The 18,355-nt window shown below is 72.6% G+C and carries 17 protein-coding genes; 7 read left to right on the top strand and 10 right to left on the bottom strand.

Annotated elements, in window-relative coordinates:
• Nucleotides 1–15: 15 nt before the first annotated feature.
• Nucleotides 16–1,203, bottom strand: coding sequence for a glycogen synthase (glgA, locus tag ACFFF6_RS10135; protein WP_376980279.1), 1,188 nt, complete (start codon nucleotides 1,201–1,203; stop codon nucleotides 16–18).
• Between the two features lie 112 nt (nucleotides 1,204–1,315).
• On the opposite strand from glgA, the gene glgC reads away from it, so the two are divergent.
• Both glgC and serB read left to right on the top strand, forming a co-directional pair.
• Nucleotides 1,316–2,557 (top strand): glucose-1-phosphate adenylyltransferase, encoded by a 1,242-nt coding sequence (glgC, locus tag ACFFF6_RS10130; protein WP_376980277.1) that lies wholly within the window; start codon nucleotides 1,316–1,318, stop codon nucleotides 2,555–2,557.
• A gap of 8 nt (nucleotides 2,558–2,565) precedes the next feature.
• Nucleotides 2,566–3,255 (top strand): phosphoserine phosphatase SerB, encoded by a 690-nt coding sequence (serB, locus tag ACFFF6_RS10125; protein ID WP_376980275.1) that lies wholly within the window; start codon nucleotides 2,566–2,568, stop codon nucleotides 3,253–3,255.
• 67 nt (nucleotides 3,256–3,322) lie between these two features.
• Here serB and ACFFF6_RS10120 read toward each other — a convergent pair whose 3' ends face one another.
• Both ACFFF6_RS10120 and fabG read right to left on the bottom strand, forming a co-directional pair.
• Nucleotides 3,323–3,847: a SixA phosphatase family protein gene (locus tag ACFFF6_RS10120; RefSeq protein ID WP_376980273.1), complete on the bottom strand. Its 525-nt coding sequence runs from the start codon at nucleotides 3,845–3,847 to the stop codon at nucleotides 3,323–3,325.
• 66 nt (nucleotides 3,848–3,913) lie between these two features.
• On the bottom strand, nucleotides 3,914–4,639 hold the full coding sequence (gene fabG, locus ACFFF6_RS10115) for a 3-oxoacyl-ACP reductase FabG (RefSeq protein WP_376980271.1): 726 nt from the start codon (nucleotides 4,637–4,639) through the stop codon (nucleotides 3,914–3,916).
• A gap of 163 nt (nucleotides 4,640–4,802) precedes the next feature.
• On the opposite strand from fabG, the gene ACFFF6_RS10110 reads away from it, so the two are divergent.
• The 5 genes from ACFFF6_RS10110 to ACFFF6_RS10090 all read left to right on the top strand — a co-directional run bounded on the left by ACFFF6_RS10110 (nucleotide 4,803) and on the right by ACFFF6_RS10090 (nucleotide 9,494).
• Nucleotides 4,803–6,605: a hypothetical protein gene (locus ACFFF6_RS10110; RefSeq protein WP_376980269.1), complete on the top strand. Its 1,803-nt coding sequence runs from the start codon at nucleotides 4,803–4,805 to the stop codon at nucleotides 6,603–6,605.
• A gap of 227 nt (nucleotides 6,606–6,832) precedes the next feature.
• Nucleotides 6,833–7,141, top strand: a complete 309-nt coding sequence (locus ACFFF6_RS10105) for a hypothetical protein (protein ID WP_376980267.1) — start codon at nucleotides 6,833–6,835, stop codon at nucleotides 7,139–7,141.
• Nucleotides 7,138–8,142 (top strand): SURF1 family cytochrome oxidase biogenesis protein, encoded by a 1,005-nt coding sequence (locus tag ACFFF6_RS10100; protein ID WP_376980265.1) that lies wholly within the window; start codon nucleotides 7,138–7,140, stop codon nucleotides 8,140–8,142. The genes ACFFF6_RS10105 and ACFFF6_RS10100 overlap by 4 nt, the downstream gene beginning before the upstream one ends.
• Entirely contained in the window at nucleotides 8,114–8,974 is an 861-nt protein-coding gene (locus tag ACFFF6_RS10095) for a glycerophosphodiester phosphodiesterase family protein (protein ID WP_376980263.1), read from the top strand. Before ACFFF6_RS10100 ends, ACFFF6_RS10095 begins: the two co-directional genes overlap by 29 nt.
• Before the next feature lie 163 nt (nucleotides 8,975–9,137).
• Entirely contained in the window at nucleotides 9,138–9,494 is a 357-nt protein-coding gene (locus ACFFF6_RS10090) for an RNA polymerase-binding protein RbpA (RefSeq protein ID WP_376980261.1), read from the top strand.
• 75 nt (nucleotides 9,495–9,569) lie between these two features.
• On the opposite strand, the gene ACFFF6_RS10085 is transcribed toward ACFFF6_RS10090, so the two are convergent.
• From ACFFF6_RS10085 to tatC, 7 genes are all read right to left on the bottom strand, one after another.
• Nucleotides 9,570–10,139 (bottom strand): FxsA family protein, encoded by a 570-nt coding sequence (locus tag ACFFF6_RS10085; RefSeq protein ID WP_376980259.1) that lies wholly within the window; start codon nucleotides 10,137–10,139, stop codon nucleotides 9,570–9,572.
• Between the two features lie 43 nt (nucleotides 10,140–10,182).
• Nucleotides 10,183–10,944 carry a polyprenol monophosphomannose synthase gene (locus ACFFF6_RS10080; RefSeq protein ID WP_376980387.1) on the bottom strand — a complete coding sequence of 254 codons (762 nt, stop codon included), beginning with the start codon at nucleotides 10,942–10,944 and terminating at the stop codon, nucleotides 10,183–10,185.
• 122 nt (nucleotides 10,945–11,066) lie between these two features.
• Nucleotides 11,067–12,692 carry an apolipoprotein N-acyltransferase gene (gene lnt / locus ACFFF6_RS10075; RefSeq protein WP_376980257.1) on the bottom strand — a complete coding sequence of 542 codons (1,626 nt, stop codon included), beginning with the start codon at nucleotides 12,690–12,692 and terminating at the stop codon, nucleotides 11,067–11,069.
• Nucleotides 12,689–13,456 carry a hypothetical protein gene (locus ACFFF6_RS10070; RefSeq protein WP_376980255.1) on the bottom strand — a complete coding sequence of 256 codons (768 nt, stop codon included), beginning with the start codon at nucleotides 13,454–13,456 and terminating at the stop codon, nucleotides 12,689–12,691. Before ACFFF6_RS10070 ends, lnt begins: the two co-directional genes overlap by 4 nt.
• Nucleotides 13,457–13,497: 41 nt before the next feature.
• Nucleotides 13,498–16,470: a DEAD/DEAH box helicase gene (locus tag ACFFF6_RS10065; protein ID WP_376980253.1), complete on the bottom strand. Its 2,973-nt coding sequence runs from the start codon at nucleotides 16,468–16,470 to the stop codon at nucleotides 13,498–13,500.
• Nucleotides 16,467–17,411 carry a diacylglycerol/lipid kinase family protein gene (locus ACFFF6_RS10060; protein ID WP_376980251.1) on the bottom strand — a complete coding sequence of 315 codons (945 nt, stop codon included), beginning with the start codon at nucleotides 17,409–17,411 and terminating at the stop codon, nucleotides 16,467–16,469. The genes ACFFF6_RS10065 and ACFFF6_RS10060 overlap by 4 nt, the downstream gene beginning before the upstream one ends.
• A complete protein-coding gene (gene tatC / locus ACFFF6_RS10055; RefSeq protein ID WP_376980249.1) occupies nucleotides 17,411–18,331 on the bottom strand; it encodes a twin-arginine translocase subunit TatC in 921 nt (306 codons plus the stop codon). The genes ACFFF6_RS10060 and tatC overlap by 1 nt, the downstream gene beginning before the upstream one ends.
• Nucleotides 18,332–18,355: the final 24 nt, after the last annotated feature.

Here is an 18,355-nt window from a genome sequence, read left to right as displayed (position 1 = left end):
CGGCGGCCGCGGCGCTCACCCCTCCAGCACGCTGCGGTAGACCTCGAGGGTGCGCTGCGCGATCGAGGTCCAGGAGAAGTGCTCGGCGGCCCGCCTCCGGGAGGCCTCGCCCATCTCCGCCGCCCGCTGCGGATCGGAGACAGCCTTCGTGAGCGCGGCGGCGAGGTCCGCGACGAAGGCCTCGGGCTGCAGCGGCGTGCCGGTGCCGTCATCGGCCTGCTCGAGAGGGACCAGGTACCCGGTCTCCCCGTCGACGACGACCTCGGGGATGCCGCCGGTGGCAGAGGCGACCACCGGCGTCCCGCAGGCCATGGCCTCGAGGTTCACGATGCCCAGCGGCTCGTAGATGCTGGGGCACACGAATGTCGTCGCATGCGTGAGGATCTGGGTGAGCTGATGGCGCGGCAGCATGTCGGAGATCAGGTGCACCCCCTCGCGGGTGCGCTGCAGCTCCGTGACGAGTCCCTGTACCTCGGCCGCGATCTCCGGCGTGTCCGGCGCGCCCGCGCACAGCACGACCTGGACGCCGGCGGGCAGCTCGCGCACGGCGCGGAGGAAGAAGGGAAGGCCCTTCTGGCGCGTGATCCGGCCGACGAACACGATCGTCGGGGCCTCCGGGTCGATGCCGCGCTCGCGGAGCACGTCGGTGGCAGGGTTCGGCGCCCACTCGTCGATGTCGATCCCGTTGTGGACCACGTGCACCCGCGCGGGGTCGACGGTCGGGTAGGAGCGCAGGATGTCCTCGCGCATCCCCCCGGAGACCGCGATGATCCCGGCCGCGCCCTCGTACGCCGTCCGCTCGGCGAAGGAGCTCAGCGCGTAGCCGCCGCCCAGCTGCTCGGCCTTCCACGGGCGCATCGGCTCGAGGGAGTGCGCGGAGAGGACATGCGGGATCCCGTGCAGGAGGGACGCGATGTGCCCCGCGAAGTTCGCGTACCAGGTGTGGGAGTGCACCAGGTCGGCGCCCGCGCAGTCCGCGGCCATGGGGAGATCCGTGCCGAGGGTCGCGAGCGCCGAGTTCGCGCCCGCCAGCTCCGCCGGCGCCCGGTAGGCGGTCGCGCCCTCCTCGTCCCGGTCGGCGCCGAAGCAGCGGACCTGCACGTCGATGAGCGGGCGCAGCACCCGCGTCAGCTCCGCGACGTGGACGCCGGCGCCGCCGTAGATCTCCGGCGGGTACTCCTTGGTGAGCAGATCGACGCGCATGTTTCCTCCAGGATCGGGTCGTGATGGAGCGCGGGCGACGCCTGACGAGGAGGGCCGTCCGCTGTGGTGGACCGTGACGTGACCAGTCCCACAGAGGCATTATCCTTCATCCATGTCGAAAAAGGTCCTCGCCATCGTCCTCGCCGGCGGAGAGGGGAAGCGCCTCATGCCGCTGACCCTCGATCGGGCGAAGCCCGCCGTTCCGTTCGGCGGTATCTATCGTCTGATCGACTTCGCCCTGTCGAACATCGTGAACTCCGGGTTCCTCCGGATCGTGGTGCTCACGCAGTACAAGTCGCACTCCTTGGACAAGCACATCGCGCAGACGTGGCGTATGAGCTCGCTCCTGGGCAACTACGTCGCCCCGGTCCCGGCGCAGCAGCGCATGGGCAAGCACTGGTACCGCGGCAGCGCCGATGCGATCTACCAGTCCCTGAACCTCATCGAGGACGAGAAGCCCGACTACGTCGTCGTCGTCGGGGCGGACAACATCTACCGCATGGACTTCTCGCAGATGGTGGACGCGCACGTCGAGTCGGGGAAGGCCTGCACCGTCGCCGCGATCCGCCAGCCGATCGAGGAGTCCGACCAGTTCGGGGTCATCGAGACCGTGGAGGGCGATCCCCGCACCATCGCCCGGTTCGTGGAGAAGCCGAAGCAGACCCAGGGGCTCGCCGACGACCCCACCCAGATCCTCGCCTCGATGGGCAACTACGTCTTCACCGCGGACGCCCTCGTCGAGGCGGTCAGCCGGGACGGCCAGGACGAGACCTCCTCGCACGACATGGGCGGCGACATCGTGCCCTACTTCGTGGAGCAGGACGACGCCGGCGTCTACGACTTCATCCACAACGAGATTCCGGGCTCCACGGAACGGGACCGCGACTACTGGCGCGACGTCGGCACGATCGACGCGTTCTACGAGGCGCATATGGATCTCATCTCGGTCCATCCCGTGTTCAACCTCTACAACGAGGAATGGCCCACCTTCGCCGGGCTGCGGAACGTGCCGCCGGCGAAGTTCGTGCACGCCGGACCGGGCCGCGTGGGCTCCGCGGTCGATTCGATCGTCTCCCCCGGCGTGGTGGTCTCCGGTGCGCAGGTGTCGAACTCGGTGCTCTCCCCGGGCACCCGCCTCCACTCGTGGTCGCACGTCTCCGACTCCGTCGTCATGGACAATGTGATCGTGGGACGACACAGCCAGATCCATCGCGCCATCATCGACAAGAACGTGGTGGTGCCGCCGCGCACCCAGATCGGCCTGGACGCCGACCGGGATCGCGCCCGCGGCTTCCACGTGACCCCGTCCGGGATCACCGTGATCGGCAAGGGCATGGTCATCGCACCGGAATGAGTCTTCGCATGAGCAGCGCACAGACCGCTCCCCGCCGGGTCCGCACCGGCCCGGTCACCGGGATCCTCGTCTCCGACGTCGACTCGACCTTCCTGACGCAGGAGGTCATCGAGCTGGTCGCGGACCACGCGGGGACCCGGGAGGAGGTGGAGGAGGTCACGGCCCGCGCCATGCGCGGGGAGCTCGACTTCGCCGCCTCCCTCCATGCTCGGGTCGCGACCCTCGCGGGCCTGTCGGCAGATGTCCTCGCCCAGGTCCGCGACGCCCTCGTGCCGACGCCGGGAGCGATCGAGCTGATCGCTCGGGCCCGTGCCGCCGGCTGGGTGACGGCGCTGGTCTCGGGCGGCTTCCACGAGGCGATCGACGAGCTCGCGGAGCGTGCCGGGATCGACGTCGTGGTCGCCAACCGCTTCGAGGTCCGGGACGGCCGCCTCACGGGGCGGGTCGAGGGCCCGGTCGTGACGGCCGCCCGCAAAGAGGAGGTCCTGCGCGAGCTCGCGTCCCTCCACGACGTCCCGCTCGCACACACCGTCGCGCTGGGCGATGGCGCGAACGACGCCCTCATGGTCCGCGCCGCCGGCACCGGCATCGCCTTCCGGGCGAAGCCGGCGCTGCGAGAGGCGGCCGATGTCGAGCTCGAGGGCCCCAGCCTCCTCGGGGCATGGCCCCACCTCGAGGCCGCGGCGCGCCGGGGCTGACCCACGTGCCCACGGACGACGAGGCCCGCCCCGGGGTTCCGGGGCGGGCCTCGTCGTTCTCAGGCTCTCAGCTGCGCACGATGGTGTGCAGCGTCATCGACTCCTCGTCGATCCCGGTCCACGCGGGCTGCGAGCCCGACAGCACGCTCATGGCCCCCGTGGGCAGGCCGATGCGGGCCTGCGCCAGGGACGAGGGATCGGACTCCTCGTCGGCCAGGTGCGCGCTCAGCGTCGACATGGTCGGCTCGTGGCCGATCACCATGACCACCGCATGCTTGTCCTTGCGCGTGCGGATCAGGTGCAGCACCTCCGCGGGACCGCCGTCGTAGATGTCCTCGTGGAAGGTGACGCGGCCGTCGAAGCCCGGCATCGCCGAGAGCACCGACTCCCAGGTCTCACGTGTGCGACGGGCGTCGGAGACGAGGACCCGGGAGGGACGGACCCCCTGGGACTCGAGGTAGTCGCCGATCAGCCGGGCCTGGGCCCGTCCCTTCTCGGCCAGCGGCCGATCGTGGTCGGTCTCGGCGACGGTCTCGGCCTTGCCATGGCGCATGAGCAGCAGCAGGCGACTGTCGGGGTCGGAGGATGCCATTCGGCGTGATCACACCTTCGTCGGGGTCAGAGGTCCGGGGCGTCACGGCGGCGCCCCGATCGGGGATCAGTGTCCCATGCCCAGGCCGCCGTCGACGGGGATCACCGCACCGGAGATGTAGGCCGCGTCGTCGCTCGCGAGGAACGCCACGACCCGGGCGACCTCGGCCGGCTCCGCGAAGCGCGCGGCCGGGATCGCCTTGAGGTACTGGCCCTTCAGCTCCTCCGGAAGCCCGTCGGTCATCTCGGTGGCGATGTAGCCGGGAGCGACCACGTTCGAGGTGATGCCGCGGCTGCCCAGCTCCCGTGTCAGCGAGCGGGCGATCCCGACGAGGCCCGACTTCGAGGCCGCGTAGTTGACCTGCCCCGGAGAGCCGTACAGGCCCACGACGGAGCTGATGAGGACGATGCGCCCCTTCTTCTTGCGCATCATGCCCTTGATGGCCCGCTTGACGGTGCGGAAGGAGCCCGTGAGGTTCGTGTCCACCACGTTCTCGAAGGAGGCGTCGTCCATGCGCAGCAGCAGCTGGTCGTCGGTGATCCCGGCGTTGGCGACGAGCACCTCGACGGGGCCGTGCGCCTTCTCGACCTCGGCGAAGGCGGCATCGAGCGAGGCGCCGTCGGTGATCTCCGCGGCCACGGTGAGCGCCCCCTCGGGGCCTCCTTCGCCGGAGCGGCTGGTGACCGCCACCTTGTCCCCGCGTCGGACGAACTCCTCGGCGATCGCGCGGCCGATTCCGCGGCTGCCGCCGGTGATCAGCACGCTGCGGGGCTCGGGGGCGGTCGTGTCCATGGTGATGCTCCTTGAGGTCGGTCGGCAGGCGCGCCGGATGGCGGGTCCCGCGCGGGCGGCGGGAGGCTGTGCTCTACGATACGTGGCGAGTGCTGTGCCGCTGGGATGCGCCCTGGAGGGTCCACGGCATCGCCCTGTACAGACGATGGAAGGTAACAGGCTCATGGCCTATCGCTTCAACCCGCCGCCCAACTGGCCCGTCGAGGACCCGGCATGGACGCCCCCTCCCGGCTGGCAGCCCGACCCGGCCTGGGGTCCTGCTCCCGAAGGCTGGAACTTCTGGGTCGAGGACGAGGCCGCACCCTCCCCGTCGGTCGAGGCGTCCTCGCCGCAGCCGGCTGTCGAGCCCGCGCCGACCGAGGACCCGGACCCTGATGCGACCCACGTCGCCGGGGCCTCTGCCTCCTCCGCCGATCCTGCGGACGACGCGACACGCCTGTCCCCGATCGCGCCCGCGGCTCCGGCCCCCGAGCCCGCGTCGGCACCGGAACCCGCACCGGCGTCGGAGGAATCCGTGCACACGCACGCAGCGTCCGTCGACGATCCCGCCCTGCCCGCCACGGAGGCCCCGACCATCGCGGGCGATCCGGGTGCCCCGTCCTCCGAGCCGCTCGACGCCCCTGCCGTCACGGAGGCGGCGCCTGCGGTCCCCGAGGTCGAGCCCGCCGCGGCGGCGGAGTCCGAGGCGGTCGCGGGCCCGGAGGCCGAGGCCGCCGCTGCCGCATCGGCAGGGCCCGAGGAGCCGATGACCGGCGAGCCTGCCGCGCCGGAGCTGCCCGTCACGGAGCCGGCACCGGCGCTCTCCGCGGAGGGCGCCGTCGAGACCGCCGAGTACGGCGGCCCCGATCTCGAGGCCGACCTGCAGCAGGCGACGCCCTACGAGTCCTCCGAGGCCGCACCCGCGGGCGACGCCCCCGCCGCGCCGGTCTACGGCGCCGCAGCCGGCACCGCAGGAGCCGCAGCCGTCGGCGACGAGGCGTCCCCGCCCGCCGGGGCGGCTCCGTCGCCCTACGAGTCCGCCGAGCCCGCCCCGTCCTCCGGCCACGACAGCGCCGCTCCCGTCTACGGCGAGGGATACGGCTCCCCCGCACCGGGCTACGGCCAGGCCTCCCCCGCCGCCGCCTACGGCCAGGGCTCCCCGACCCCGGCGTACGGTCAGGGCTCCCCCTCGCCGGCCTACGGCCAGGGCTACGGGCAGCCGTCGCCGAGCTCCTTCGGACCGGGTTCCGCGCCGGATCCCGCCACCGGCGGCTCCGGATCCCAGTGGGCGACGGGTCAGGGCGCCGGCCAGGACGGTCAGCCGCCGCAGAAGGGGATCGTCGCCCGCTTCTGGTGGGTCGGCTGCATCGTGCTGGCGCTCATCGCCGCGCTCGTCGTCGCTCTCATCGGGGGGATCATCCTCCTGAACAGGGGATCCGGTTCCGAGGACCCGACCACGGCGCCCACGGCCGTCGAGTCCACCGAGGACGGCACCACCACGGAGGAGGAGACCCCGACGGAGGAGGCGACGGACGAGACCCTCGAGGTCGTCACGCCGTCCGTGCTGCCGACGGTCGATCCCGCCGCGAAGCCCGTGGCCATCGCCTCGAGCGAGGGCAAGGGCACCCTGACGGTGTCCATGGAATGGCTTCCCGCGGAGAAGCTGCCCAGCAGCTACGGCGGCACCGTCGAGAAGGGCGAGTTCCCCGAGTACCTCGTGGTGACCGCGAAGATCTCGGTCACCGACGGCACGATGACCCTCGCCCCGTACAACCTGAGCGTGCGCACCCCGTACGGCGGCACCGTGGACTCCGCCGTCGAGACCTTCGGCCTCGCGGACGCCGGGATCGAGATCGACGCCCCCTCGGACTTCAAGGCCGGCGAGGAGTACACGATCCGGGTCCTCTTCGACGTCTCGCGCAGCGGCGGCCTCGTCGTCGTCTACGACAACTTCACCGACCAGTACACGTGGGACGTGCCTGCGTGACGAAGGTCTTCAACCCGCCGCCCGCCTGGCCGGAGCCCCCGCACGACGGATGGGTTCCACCGGACGGGTGGCGGCCCGACATCCGGTGGGGCCCGGTTCCCACCGGATGGCGGACCTGGGTGCCGACCGGGCAGGTCAGCCCGGTCGCCGGACCGCTCCTCGACTCCGAGGAGGTCCCGGCCACAGGCGCCCGGCCCCGCCCCAGGATCGAGGACTACCCTGTCACGGTGCTCAACCCCGGAATGTGGTCCCAGAACCATCTCGAGGCGGAGGACTACGGCTTCCCCGCGGAGGAGGAGCGGCGCTCCCGCCCCCGTCTGCGCCTGGGCGTGACCATCACGGTGACCGCGCTCGGCTTCCTCCTGGCGGCGGCGACCGCGCTGCTGTTCGTCCGTCTCGCCGACTTCGCCGTGCACGATCTCCCCGCGCGCGCCCCCACCGGCTGGATCTCGGCCGCCGCTCCCGTCCTTCCCGCGGGCGAAGCCCCGCCCTCCGCAGCCCCCGAGGCCCTCGCCGGCTCCGCCGCCTCTCGATGAGCCGTCCCGACGGCGCATCCCGCTCGGCCGCGCGCGATCTGGTCACCGCGGTGCTCGCGGTGACCCTCGCCGCCGCCCTGTGCATCGGTCTGGGGCTGTGGCAGTGGCACCGCTTCGAGAACCGGCGCGAGATCGCCGCGACCGTGCGGGCGAACATCGACGCCGATCCCGTCGCCCTGGACCAGGTCCTGGACGGACCTGATCGGAGCCTGCCCCCGAGCCGGGACTGGACGCCGGTGGAGCTGACGGGCAGCTACTGCACCGATCCCGGATGCGTCCTGTACGTGCGCAACCGTCCGCTCGGGGGATCCGTGGGCTTCTGGCAGCTGGTGCCCTTCGAGACCGATGCCGGCACGCTCCTGATCGTGCGCGGATGGATCGACTCCGACGAGGTCGATTCCGCGCCCGTGAGCGAACCCGAGGTGCCCGCCGGAGAGATCACGGTGACCGCGCATCTACGTCCCGCGGAGGAGGTCCTGGAGGACCGCTCCAATCCCCCCGGCCAGGTGCAGTCCGTGGCCCCGGTCCAGTTCGCCGCCGAGCTGCCCGTGGCGGGCCCGGTCTACACCGGCGTCTACGGGGATCTGATCGCCGAGTCCCCCGCCGACGTCGCGCGTCCGCAGCCGCTCGAGGAGCCCGACACGAGCCTGGGTCCCCATCTGTCCTACGCCTTCCAGTGGTGGATCTTCGCGCTCTTCTTCCCGGCGGCCCTGATCATCCGCGCTCGGCGGACCCGCCGTGACGAGCGCGCCGCGCAGGCCGAGGCCGATGCCTCCCGCGGCCCGGCGCCGACCGAGGACGGAGGCGGCGCCGGGAGGCCCGGAGCCGGTCCGGGAGATCCGCCGTCCCCGGGGTCTGCTGCCCTGGGGTCCGCGGATCGCTCGCCGCGGCGCTCCCGCCGCGGCTCCGAGGGCCGCAGCCCTGAGGCGAGCCGCAATCGGCGCGCCCGTTCGCTCGACGAGGAGGAAGAGGATGCGCTCCTGGACGACCGCGACCGCTGAGGGGGCCGGGCCCGTCGCGGGACCCGATCCGAGGCGAGGACCCGGCCCCCGCTCCCGGTTCCTTCCCGGCCTGCGCCCGCGCCGGATCGCCCACCGCGGCTTCGCCCCGGACGGCGCCGAGAACACGCTGCGCGCCTTCCACGACGCCGTCGCCGCCGGCGCGACCATGCTCGAGACCGACACGCGGGCGACGGCGGACGGCGTGGCCCTCGCTCTCCACGACGAGGACCTCTGCCGCATCGCCGGGGACCGGCGACGGGTCGACTCGCTCGCGGCGACCGACCTCCCGGCGATCCGGATCGCCGGGCTCGAGCCGATCGCCCGCCTCGAGGACGTGCTCGGGACCTTCCCCGATATGCCGATCAACATCGACGTGAAGGACGCAGCGGCCGTGGGCCCGGCCGTGCGGGCCATCGCGCGCACCGGATCGGCGCGGCGGGTGTGCGTGACGAGCTTCGACGATGCCGTCGCCCGCAGGGCCGCCACGGGAGTGCGCGTGACCACGGGGATCACCCCGGTGCGCAGCCCCTCGCGCATCGCCCTGGGCACGTTCCTCGCAGCGGGTGCCCTCGAGCTGCCCGATCGCGCAGTCCGCCGGCTCCTCTCCCCCTACGGAGCGCTCCAGGTGCCGGTCTCGTACCGGGGAGTCCCGGTCGTGACGCCGCGGACCGTCGCCGCGGCGCATCGCGCCGGATGCGAGGTGCACGTCTGGACGATCGACGAGCGCGATGTCATGCGGGCTCTGCTCGACCTGGGCGTCGATGGTATTATCACCAATCGCGTCGATGTGCTCGCCGAGCTCCTGGAGGACGCCGCCCCGCCCCGTGACTGATGCTCGGCCGTGCCGAGCGCTCCGCGGTGCGTCTGCCCGCCCGAGGGCGGCGGTCGGTCACGTCCGGGAACAGAGCTGGAGCATGCGGCGTTGTGAACGATCGTGCGCACCTCGCCCCTGTGCGGGGAGCGCTGACAGCGACCGTCGGGAGGAAGCGAGAGACATGAACAGCCGAAGCCTGCGAGGTACCCGCCTGGGATCGCTCAGCATGGAGACCGATGACGGCGTGCTCGCCGCGCCCCGGCAGGAGGCGAACTACGACTGCCCCAACGGGCACACCATCGTGCTCCCCTTCTCCGTCGAGGCCGATGTCCCCGCCGTCTGGGAGTGCCGCTGCGGTGCGACCGCGGTGCTGCGCGACCACGAGAAGCCGGAGGAGAAGCCCGGCAAGCCGCAGCGCACCCACTGGGACATGCTGCTCGAGCGCCGCAGCGAGGAGGACCTCCAGGTCCTGCTCGATCAGCGCCTCGAGCTGCTGCGCTCGGGCAAGCTCCACCAGAGCTCGAGCCGCACCCTCTGAGCCGTTCCCCGCGGGAACACGACGCGCCCCCGACCTCCACGGTCGGGGGCGCGTCGTCCTGTCGGAGGGCGGATCTCACCCCTGGGTGATGACGGGAGGGGCGGACCCGCCGTCGGGGCCGCCGGGGCGATCCTTCCGGGAGGATGCGGAGTCCTCCGGGGTGATGACGATCTCGCCCTGCAGCACGCCGTCGCGCGTGCGCCGGTAGAGCACCCTCTGTGCCGCCTCGGAGCCGCTGCCCAGGCCCGCCGCCCTCACGGCGCGGCGCTGCACGGGCGTGAGCAGCAGGACGATCGCGAGCACGTCCGTGAGCAGCCCGGGGAAGAAGAAGAGCAGCGCGGCGAGGAGGGTGAAGGCCGGGCGGCTGAGATGGTCCTGCACATCGCCCCTGCCCCGCACAGCCTGCACGAGCGAGCGCAGGCGCACGAAGGACTGCTGTCCGGCGGCGACCAGGAGCGCGATGCCGACGACCCAGCCGATCGCGATGATCAGCACCGACCACCACAGTGAGCTGTTCACGCCGATCGCGACCAGGATGGCGATCTCCGCCAGGCCCAGCACGAGGATCGCCACGGGCACGAGCGTCGCCAGGCGCGATCGCCCCTTCCCGGGGCTCGATGGGGTCCGGGGCTGCTGCGTGGTCATGGGCTCACCCTCCTGCCTGCCGTGCGGCCCGCCGCGACGGCCGTCAGCCCCTACGGTAGCCGAGCACCCTGGCAAGCTGCCGTGCCCGGTGCGCGATGCCCCACTGTGTCACCCGGACGAGGGCCTCCGCCACGATCGACGAGTCCATCTTGCTGGTCCCCTCGCGGCGCTCGTCGAAGTCGATGGGGACCTCCCGGATCACCGCTCCCGCATCCCGGCTGCGACGGGTCATGTCGACCTGGAAGCAGTAGCCATGGCTCGCGACATCGGCCTCGAGCAGGCGTCGCAGCAGCGGGGCGCGGTAGGCGCGGAAGCCTGCCGTCGCGTCGTGCACGCCGATGCCCATGAGCATCCGCGCGTACATGTTCGCCCCGCGCGAGAGCAGCTCCCGGTGCGGGGCCCAGTCGTGCACGGCGCCCCCGCGGATCCAGCGCGAGCCGATCGCGAGGTCCGCGCCGCGGCGCACGGCCTCGAGCAGCTCCGGAAGCTGCTCGGGCCGATGCGAGGCGTCGGCATCCATCTCCACGAGCACCTCGTAGCCGCGCTCGAGGCCCCAGCGGAAGCCTGCGATGTAGGCGGGGCCCAGGCCTTCCTTCCCGGCACGGTGCAGGACGTGGATCCGCGGGTCCTGCACGCCGAGACGATCGGCGAGCTCGCCGGTGCCGTCCGGGGAACGGTCATCGGCGATGAGCACGTCGGCCTCGGGGACGGCCGCGCGCAGACGCGCGATCGTGCCCGGAAGGGCCTCGATCTCGTTGTAGGTGGGGATGATGACCAGGCTGGGGCCGAGGGCGGGGACGGACAGGGGTCTCTCCTGACGGGATGGGCCCGGGCACGGGGAAGCGGGATGCGAGGACGGGATCGGGGACGCGGGACGAGGGCTGCTCCCCGAGGATATGCGGCGGCGCCCTCGGTCCGCCACGGCGCTCAGGGGCGCCGCGCGATCGCCCGTCGTCCGCGGCTCAGCGCGGCGAGGAGGCCGGCGGCCCCGAGCGCGCTGATCCCCAGCGGGATCCACCATCCGGCGCGCACGGCCGGGGTGAGGCCCGTGCGCAGCGGGACGTCGGCCACGACCGAGCCCTGCTCCCAATGCCCTGCGTAGGCGAGCTGACGCCCTTCGGGGCTGTAGATCGCGGAGTGCCCCACCGTCGAGACATGCACGACGCTGCGGCCGCTGACGACGGCGAGCACGCGCGCCTCCGCGAGCTGCTGGATCGCCTCGTCGGAGTCACCGAACAGGGCGTTGTTGGACTGCACGACGATGAGCTCCGCCCCGTCGTCCACGACGTCCTGGACGAGGGACTCGTAGGCGATCTCGAAGCAGATCAGCACTCCGGCCCGCGTCGGGCCGACCTCGGCGATCCCGACCTCGTCCCCCGCGATCATGTCGGAGGAGACGAGGTCGACCTTGTCGGTGACCAGGCGGAACAGGTCGCGCGCGGGGATGTACTCGCCGAAGGGGACGGGATGGCGCTTGGCGTACTGGTAGGCGACGCCCCCGTCCGGCGACCACAGCAGCGAGTAGTTGTAGCGGCGCCCGTCCTGGGTGGGCGTCTGCGTGCCGACCATGATCGGGGCGTCGGCCTCCTGCGCGAGCCGTGTCAGCTGCTCGCCGCGCCACAGGTCCTCGCGCGGGTCGACGCTCGTGGAGTCCTCGGGCCAGACCATCAGGTCCAGCCCCTGCCCCTCCTCGGCGAGCACCTCCTGGCTCACGGCCAGATGGTTCTCGAAGACGCCCTCGGGCATGGTGAAGGCGACCGGGTCGATCGGCTCCATGTTGCCCTGGATCCCGGCGACCCGGATGCTGGGCCGGCCTTCGGGGGCCGGGTTCGCCGGATGCGGCACCACGAGGCAGGCGGCGACCACGGTGACGGAGACCGCGATCGGGGCGAGCCCGCCGATGCCGCCCAGGCCGGTGCGGCTGCGGCTGGCGAGGGCGAGCACGCCCCGCAGCACGAGCAGGGCCAGCAGCGCGCAGAGGAAGGACAGCCCGGCGGTGCCGATCCACGGCCCCAGGTTCAGCAGCGGGGACTGCGAGAGCGCGAAGGCGGTCGCTCCCCAGGGGAGGCCGCCCCAGGGCGTGTGGGAGCGCAGGGTCTCCACGCCCACCCAGAGCGCGGCGATCACGATGCCGCTGCCGATCCCGAGGCCGCGACGGACCAGCACGGTGCGGGCGAGCAGCGCGAACAGCACGGGGAAGAGCGCCTGGAAGACGCCGAGGGCGATCCAGGGCATCGTCCCGGCGTAGGTGTTCGCCCAGGCGGTCAGCGGCACGAAGAAGGCGAGCCCCCAGGCGAGGGAGCCCGCGATCGCAGCGAGCGCACGCCGGGTCATCGCGGCCGCGGTCAGCGCCGCGATCGCAAGCGGGAGCAGGAACCACAGGTCGTACGGGGGAAAGGCGAGCAGCATGCCCGCTCCCCCGGCGGCTCCCAGCACGAGGGACAGCTGCCAGGGTGTCGGGATGAGCCGGTCGTGCTCGGCCACCGCCCGGGACCGCGGACGCCCTCCGGAGCCGCCGGAGCGGGCGCGGGAGGCGGGCGCGGCTGGGCTCATGCCTCCATCCCCGGCTGATCCCCGAGCAGGTCATGGACGATCTGCCCCGCCACCACGGTGCGCAGGGCTCGCGGCGATCCCGTGGTGAGATCCGGGAGCAGGGGCGTGCGCGAGCGCGGATCGGTCGACCAGGTCTGGATGCGCTCGTCCTGGCCGCGGACGGTCAGGTCCCAGGGCTCCCAGACGACGAAGGTGGCCTCCGCGCCGGGGTTCAGGGAACCGGGGTGCGGGGTGCCGGCGAGACGGCGTCCGCCCCGGGTCGCGGCGAGGAAGGCCGCCCGGTCGCTGATGCGCTGCTCGACCGGGCCCTCGTGCGCGAGCGCCCGCACCCACGACCAGGGATCCGCGGCGTCCTCCTGGCCGCGGGAGCCGAGCGCGAGAGCCGTCCCCTCCCGGGTGAGGTCGAGGTAGTCGGCACCCTCGCTGCACGGGGCGAGGACGGTGACGCCGTCCCGGAGACCGGGCATGCCCGGGACCGCCTGGGTGATGCCGCGGCCGTAGGCCTCCGCGAGCCACGCGGAGGGGGGTTCGCTGCCGTCCGCCGTCGGGGCGGCGTCCACGAAGGACGGCGTGACCAGGCACCCGTCCGCGTTCACGCGCCGCGCAGAGCGATGCAGCACGAGCGCGGAGTCCTCCGGTCCGATCCAGGCGACCGTCCCCCCGTCCACGAGCATCGCCGAGGCCTCCGGGTCCTGGGTGCTGTACAGGACGATCCCGGTGTAGAGCACGGGGGCGGACGGAGCAGGGGCGGGGGTCAGGGCCATGGCGGGGGCGTCTCCTTCGGCGGGGCGGGGTGGTGAGCTGCTCACCGGTCGATCTCCTGGGCGACGAGCCCGCGGCGGATCGCCCGGACGGCCTCGCGCGCCGTGGCGGAGACCCCGTCCACGGCGGCGAGCTGCTCGAGCATGTCGATGACCTGGCGGCAGTGCCGCACGAAGTCACCGGCAGTCATGGACGACTCTCCGATCGCGGCGGCCATGTGAAGGCCGCTCGCCCAGCGATGCACGATCGCGCAGGCTCCGGCATCGGGCGGGGAGGTCAGGTCGACGCCGTGGCGGCCCTGGGCGCTGCGCAGCTGATCGCCGATCCGCTCGGTCCGCGCGAGGGCGCGGGCGAAGCGGGGCGAGGACGGCAGCTCCGGGGCGGCGATCTCCTCGCGTCGTGCATCGTGCACGGCGGCGGAGACGATCGCGGCGAGTCCGGGCGCGTCGAGCTCGGCCCACGCGCCCTGGTCGAGGCATTCCGCGATCAGCAGGTCGCGATCGCTGAACAGCCGGCGCAGCCGCAGCCCGCGCTCGGTCGGCCGGCAGGAGGCGTCCTCGCCGTCCTCGCGGGCGAGGTAGCCGAGCTCGAGCAGCAGGGCGACGAGCTGGTCGAAGCGGCGGGCGAGGGAGGAGGTCCGTCCCTCGATGCGGCGGGCGTCCCGGTCGAGCTGGGCGGAGGCCGTCCGCCAGCGGCCCGCCCAGCGCAGATGCGCCGCGAGGTCGGGGCAGTCGTGGCACGGATGCTCGCGCAGGAGTTCCCGGAGCTCGGCGAGCCGCACGTCGGTCGCGGCCGTGGACGGCTCGCGCGGGGCGCGGGAGCGGACCTCGCGCCGCGGATCCGGGTCGCGGCCGGACAGCAGCTGGCGCAGGGCGCTGGCGGTGTCTCGGCGGATCTTGGCGCTGCCCAGGCGTTCGGGACGGGGGAGCCGGAGGGTGTCGATGACCGCGGGGGCGGAGGGCACGTCGCCGGGGCTGAGGACGCGGATCCTCGCCTCGGGGGTGAGCACGCTCAGCCGCACGCCCTCGAGGACCTGGCGATCGGCGTCGATCACGACCCCGTAGCCGCCCCGGCGTCCGCCCGGGATCGCGATGACATCTCCGCGACGCAGGGAACGCATGGTCGTGAGCGTCCGGTCGCGGTCCTTGGCCGATCGCTTCTGCGCGAGGCGTTTCTCGCGGTCGGCGATCTCCTCGGTCAGGCGCAGGTAGCCGAGGATGTCGCCGCGCTCGCACTCCATCGAACCGCGGTAGGCACGGACCGCCTCCTCCGTCTCCCGGGCCTTGCGGGCGAGTCCGACCACGGAGCGGTCGGCCTGGAACTGGGCGAAGCTCATCTCGAGCGTCTCCCGCGCACGGCCCAGGTCGAAGCGGTCCAGCAGGTTCACGGCCATGTTCGGGGTGGGCCGGAAGGCGGAGCGCAGGGGGTAGGTGCGACGGCTCGCCAGGGAGGCGACGGCGTCGGCGTCGAAGCGGGGGCCCGCGACGACCACGGCATGCCCCTCGGTGTCGATGCCGCGGCGGCCGGCGCGACCGGTGAGCTGGGTGTACTCCCCCGGCGTGAGGTCGGCGTGCTCGGTGCCGTTGAACTTCACGAGCTTCTCGAGCACGACGGAGCGGGCGGGCATGTTGATGCCGAGGGCGAGGGTCTCCGTCGCGAAGACCGCCTTGATCAGGCCCAGGGAGAACAGCTCCTCGACGACGACCTTGAGCAGCGGGAGCATCCCGGCGTGATGGGCGGCGATCCCGTGGACGGCGGCGCGGCGGAAGGCGGGGAGGTCGAGCACCTGCTCGTCCTCGTGGCCGATCACGGCGAGGCGCTCGGCGAGGAGCGCCCGGATCCGCTGCTGCTCCTGGGGGGTGGTGAGGGTCAGATGCGCCTGCGCGCACTGGCGCACCGCCGCGTCGCAGCCCGCACGGGAGAAGATGAAGAAGATGCCCGGCAGCAGTCCGTCGCGGTCCAGCAGGGAGACCACATCGGGTCGTCGCAGAGGGCGTGCGCCGAGACGAGGGGTGCCGGACCCGCGAGGTCCCTCACCGCGGGGCGCATCGGATCCGCCGCGATGCGCGGGTGCTCCGCCGTCGGCGCCGCGCAGCCGATGCCGTCCCTGCGTCCCCTCGCGTCCGTGCCGACCGCCGCGTCCCGCGCCTCGGCCCCGCCCTCGACCGCCGCCGCGGCGCGCTCCCGGGCGTCCGTCCTCGGGCCGGTCGTGTCCGCCGCGCGAGGCGTGTCCGGGGATCGGAGCGCTGAGACCTCGGCTCGCGGTCTCGAGATCCGGGTTGACGGTGCGCTCCCGGGCGGCCCCGGGGCCGTGGGAGACGACGGGGGCGCCGGACTCGTCGACGAAGAGGTCCAGCAGCTCCTCGCCGATGATCACGTGCTGCCACAGCGGCACCGGGCGGGTCTCGGAGACGATCACCCGGGTGCGGCCGCGCACCTCGTCGATCCAGGCGCCGAACTCCTCCGCGTTGGAGACCGTGGCGGACAGGGCGACCAGCTGGACGGCCTGGTCGAGATGGATGATGACCTCCTCCCAGACGGGGCCGCGCAGACGATCGGCGAGGTAGTGGACCTCGTCCATCACCACGAAGCCGAGCCCGTCCAGCAGCGGGGAGCCGGCATAGAGCATGTTGCGCAGCACCTCCGTGGTCATCACGACCACGTCGGCCTCCGGGTGCACGGAGGTGTCGCCGGTGAGGAGGCCCACCCTCTCGTGGCCCAGCCACGCGGCGAGCTCCTCGTGCTTCTGGTTGGACAGCGCCTTGATCGGCGCGGTGTAGAAGATCTTCCGGCCGGTGGCGAGGGCGAGATGGACGGCGAACTCCCCGACCACGGTCTTCCCGGCGCCGGTCGGGGCCGCCACGAGAACGGACTCCCCGTCCTGGAGCGCCTCGCAGCCCCCGATCTGGAACGGATCCAGTGCGAAGGGATAGCGCTCCCGGAAGCTGCCGAGCGGGGTGCGGGCCAGGCGCTCCTGCGCGGCCCAGGCGGCGTACTGCTCTGCCGGCGAGCTCATGCCCGCTCCTCCCGGATCGTGTCGAGGTCGGCGAGGATCCGCACGGCCCCGGGCGCGACCCGCATGGTCACCGGGAGCAGGGCGCGGGGCTCGCCGTCGGCGTAGGCGCGCACGTCGCGACCGTGGCGCAGTCCCACGGTCACCTCGCGCACCCGCCGCACCGAGAACGCGGGATGGGAGACATGGGTGCCGCGACGCAGGCGCGGGAGCATCGCGAGCAGGTCGCGTCGGCGGGCACCGGCCACCGTCGCGAGGTCCAGCAGCCCGTCGTCGACGACGGCCCCGGGGACGAAGCGCAGGCCTCCGCCGAACACGCCGGTGTTCGCGACGGTCAGCAGGGTCGCGTCGACCTCGTAGCGCTCCTGTCCGTCGACCTCGACCCAGTAGGGCAGCGGGGAGAAGGACGGCAGCTCGCGCAGCAGGGCGACGGAGTACTTGGCGCCCACCCCGCTGCGTGCGCTGTTGGCGCGCTCGTTGACGAGCGCGTCGAAGCCCAGGGACACGTTGCCGAGCGCGATCGAGCGGTGCGGGGGCACGTTCCTGTGCCCGCGGATCTCGATCGCGTCGATCGCGGTCGCGGGCCGGGACAGGGCGTGCAGCAGCAGCCGCACGGACTCCTCGGGTGCTCCCACGGGGAGACCCAGGGAGCGGGCCAGGTCGTTGCCGCTGCCGGCGGCGACGACGCCCAGGCGCACGGGGGTGTGGGCGACGAGCGAGGCCCCGAGGGAGATGGTGCCGTCCCCGCCGACGACCACGAGCGCGGTGAGGGTGTCGATGACCTCCTCCGCGCGAGCCCGGGCGACGGCGGCGCTCGGGCCGGACACGTCCACGACGGAGAGTCCGGCCAGGCGCAGCAGGTTCGCGACCTGGCGCCCGGTGCGGTGCCCCGCGCCATGGGCGGCTGTCGGGTTCGACAGCAGCCCCACCCGGAGCCGGCTCATCAGCGCCTCGGGCTTCGGGGCTCGTCGTCGTCCTCGTCGAGGGAGGACGGGCCGTCGATCGCCTCGGGGGCGTCGTCGATCGTGCTGGCGACGTCGTCGTCGAGCTCGTCCTCGTCGCCCCCCTTCTTCCGCCTGTCATGGAGGATTCCGATGAGGACGGCCGCGAAGTAGAGCCCCACCATGGGCAGGGCCATGAACGTCATGGTGAAGGGATCCGGGGTCGGGACCATGACCGCGGTGAAGGCGAAGCACAGGAACGTCACCCAGCGCCAGGCCTTGAGCATCGTCTTCCCGGGCAGGATGCCGAGGAAGTTCAGCAGCACGAGGACGACGGGCATGATGAAAGCGATGCCGAAGGCGAGCGTCGTCTTCACGAAGAGCTTGAGATAGACGTCGAACTCGATGATCTGAGAGACGTCGGAGTTCTTCGGCGCGAAGCTCAGCAGAATCGGAATCGCCTTGTCGACCACGAAGTAGCCGAGAAGGCAGCCGATCACGAACAGCGGGATCGCGCTGCCGAAGAAGCCGAGCGCATACCGGCGCTCGTTCTTGTGCAGACCGGGCATGATGAAGGCCCAGACCTGATAGAGGAACATCGGCGCTGCAAGGATCAGGCCGATGTAGGCCGAGATCTGCAGCTTGATGCTGAAGGGATTGACAGCGGTGCCGAAGTTGACCTGTGCGTCGATGCCGAGATCATTGGCCCGCCGGAACGGTGCCGCGAGGAACGAGAACACCCAGTCGTACAGGAACCATCCGATGACCGCGGTGACGAGCACGGTCCCGGCGCACCAGAGCAGCCGGTTGCGCAGCTCGGTGAGGTGTTCGCCGAGCGCCATCCGGCCTTCGGGGTCCCTCTTCCTGCGCTTCGGCTTCCCGGCCTTGGCCGCCTTGTCCATCGGTTGCGATGAGCTCGCCACGTGCGGTTCTTCCTTCGTACGCGA

Source organism: Brachybacterium hainanense, assembly GCF_042434575.1.
In the GTDB taxonomy this organism is placed as follows: domain Bacteria; phylum Actinomycetota; class Actinomycetes; order Actinomycetales; family Dermabacteraceae; genus Brachybacterium; species Brachybacterium hainanense.
This window is presented reverse-complemented; position numbering and strand designations above follow the sequence as displayed.

Excerpts from the sequence above, each read along its gene's own strand:
- glgA (WP_376980279.1), bottom strand. The coding sequence starts at position 1,203 with ATGCGCGTCGATCTGCTCACCAAGGAGTACCCGCCGGAGATCTACGGC.
- glgC (WP_376980277.1), top strand. The coding sequence starts at position 1,316 with ATGTCGAAAAAGGTCCTCGCCATCGTCCTCGCCGGCGGAGAGGGGAAG.
- serB (WP_376980275.1), top strand. The coding sequence starts at position 2,566 with ATGAGCAGCGCACAGACCGCTCCCCGCCGGGTCCGCACCGGCCCGGTC.
- ACFFF6_RS10120 (WP_376980273.1), bottom strand. The coding sequence starts at position 3,847 with ATGGCATCCTCCGACCCCGACAGTCGCCTGCTGCTGCTCATGCGCCAT.
- fabG (WP_376980271.1), bottom strand. The coding sequence starts at position 4,639 with ATGGACACGACCGCCCCCGAGCCCCGCAGCGTGCTGATCACCGGCGGC.
- ACFFF6_RS10110 (WP_376980269.1), top strand. The coding sequence starts at position 4,803 with ATGGCCTATCGCTTCAACCCGCCGCCCAACTGGCCCGTCGAGGACCCG.
- ACFFF6_RS10100 (WP_376980265.1), top strand. The coding sequence starts at position 7,138 with ATGAGCCGTCCCGACGGCGCATCCCGCTCGGCCGCGCGCGATCTGGTC.
- ACFFF6_RS10095 (WP_376980263.1), top strand. The coding sequence starts at position 8,114 with ATGCGCTCCTGGACGACCGCGACCGCTGAGGGGGCCGGGCCCGTCGCG.
- ACFFF6_RS10090 (WP_376980261.1), top strand. The coding sequence starts at position 9,138 with ATGAACAGCCGAAGCCTGCGAGGTACCCGCCTGGGATCGCTCAGCATG.
- ACFFF6_RS10085 (WP_376980259.1), bottom strand. The coding sequence starts at position 10,139 with ATGACCACGCAGCAGCCCCGGACCCCATCGAGCCCCGGGAAGGGGCGA.
- lnt (WP_376980257.1), bottom strand. The coding sequence starts at position 12,692 with ATGAGCCCAGCCGCGCCCGCCTCCCGCGCCCGCTCCGGCGGCTCCGGA.
- ACFFF6_RS10070 (WP_376980255.1), bottom strand. The coding sequence starts at position 13,456 with ATGGCCCTGACCCCCGCCCCTGCTCCGTCCGCCCCCGTGCTCTACACC.
- ACFFF6_RS10065 (WP_376980253.1), bottom strand. The coding sequence starts at position 16,470 with ATGAGCTCGCCGGCAGAGCAGTACGCCGCCTGGGCCGCGCAGGAGCGC.
- ACFFF6_RS10060 (WP_376980251.1), bottom strand. The coding sequence starts at position 17,411 with ATGAGCCGGCTCCGGGTGGGGCTGCTGTCGAACCCGACAGCCGCCCAT.